Origin of the sequence: Saccharopolyspora sp. 6M, assembly GCF_020176775.1 — a bacterium.
GTDB lineage: Bacteria > Actinomycetota > Actinomycetes > Mycobacteriales > Pseudonocardiaceae > Saccharopolyspora_C > Saccharopolyspora_C gregorii.
Window position 1 is genome coordinate 1 of record NZ_JAIUJZ010000283.1, and the last position, 1,767, is coordinate 1,767.

Genomic DNA, 1,767 nt, shown 5'->3' on the forward strand with positions numbered 1-1,767 from the left:
CCCGCCCCCGCCCGGCGCCGCTGGGCCGCCCCCCCCCCCCCCCCCCCGGGCCCCCCCCACCCCCCCCCCCCCCCCCCCCCCCCCCCCCCCCCCGGCGGCGGGCGGGCGGATGGCGGCCGGGTCGGTGAGCAGCTGGTGCAGCGCGAGCTGGCCCGCGCCGATCATCAGCAGGTCGGCGCCGAGCGCGGCGGGCACGATCCGCACCTCCTCGAACGCGGGCGCTGAGCACTGCTCGGCCGCCAGCTCGGCGAATCCCGCCGGATCCGCGCCGAGCACGTCGGCGAGGAACCCGCCGAGCACCACCAGCCGCGGGTTGAGCACGTTGACCGCGGCGCCGACCGCGCCGCCGAGCACCCGCGCCTGCCGCGCCAGTTCGGCGCGCACCCGCGGATCGGCGGAGTCGGCCAGCGCCCCGGACAGCGCGAGCTGGTCGGCGGAGCCGAGCCCGAGCAGCTCCAGCAGCCGCGCCCGGTTCACCTCGTCCTCCAGCGTCCCGTCCGGCACCGCGCGGTCGGCCGGGTCGCGGATCGCGGGCCGGTTGCGCCCGAATTCGCCCGCGTAGCCGCCGGTCCCGCCGAGCGGGCTCCCCCCGGCGATGATGCCGCCGCCGATGCCGCTGGCCCCGCCGTTGAGGTAGACGAGGTCGGGGACGCCGACTCCGGCGCCGAACAGGTGCTCGGCGAGCGCGCCGAGGGTCGCGTCGTTCCCGGCGAACGCGGGGTGCCCGGTGGCGCGGGTGAGCTCGGCGGCGATCGGTTCTTCGCGCCAGCCCAGGTGCGGCGCCCACCGCACCACGCCGTCGCCGTCGCGGACGAGGCCGGGCACGGCGACGCCGATGCCGGCGATGCGCTTCCCGTCCAGTTCGGCGGAGCCGAGTTCGGCGGCCACGACCTCGACGGTCCGCGTCGCGCCGGGCCGCGCGATCTCGATCCGGCGGCGGGAGCGGACCTCCCCGCCGAGGCCGACGACGCCGAGGGTGATCGCGTCCAGTTCCGGGTTGACCGCGATCGCCACGCAGTCCGGGTCGGGGTGCACCACCGGGGAGGGCCTGCCGACGCGGGCGGTGTCCTGCGGACCGGATTCGGCGACCAGGCCCATGCCGGTGAGCTCGGCGATCAGTGCGGCGACCGTGGAACGGCTCAACCCGGTGGCCCGGGTGATGCCGGCCCGGGACAGCGATCCGGTGCGGTGCACCAGGTCGAGCACGGCGGCGAGGTTGTCGCGCCGGACGCGGTCCGAGTTGCTGCCGCGCATCCGCTCCCCCGTCCGCCGGATCTTGCCCGCTGATCACTCGGAACCCTAGTATGTTCTGCACAAGAACAAATTCGTGGGAGGGACTTCCGATGAGCCGCACCCCCACCCCCGCCGACCGGTTCTCCTTCGGGCTGTGGACCATCGGCTACCGGGGCATCGACCCGTTCGGCGGCCCGACTAGGTCCACAATGGACACCCGGTACGCGGTGGAGAAGCTCGCCGAGCTCGGCGCCGCGGGCCTCACCTTCCACGACGACGACCTGTTCCCGTTCGACGCCACCGACGCGGCCCGGCGCACCGAGATCGACCGGTTGAAGCAGGCCCTCGCCGACACCGGGATCACCGTCCCGATGGTCACCACCAACCTGTTCTCGCACCCCGTGTTCAAGGACGGCGGGTTCACCTCCAACGACCGCGCGGTGCGCCGCGTCGCCGGGCGCAAGGTGCTGCGCAACCTCGACCTGCCCGCCGAGTTCGGTGCCCGCACCTTCGTGATGTGGGGCGGGCGGGAGG

At 75.8% G+C, this 1,767-nt stretch carries 2 protein-coding genes; one reads left to right on the top strand and one right to left on the bottom strand.

Annotated features, from left to right (window positions below):
- A partial coding sequence (locus LCD31_RS27515; RefSeq protein WP_224962878.1) for an ROK family transcriptional regulator occupies positions 1 to 1,254 on the bottom strand: 1,254 nt, incomplete at its 3' end.
- Between the two features lie 89 nt (positions 1,255 to 1,343).
- Between LCD31_RS27515 and LCD31_RS27520 the strand changes: the two genes are divergently transcribed.
- Positions 1,344 to 1,767: TIM barrel protein (locus LCD31_RS27520; protein ID WP_224962880.1), on the top strand; the 424-nt coding region annotated here is incomplete at its 3' end.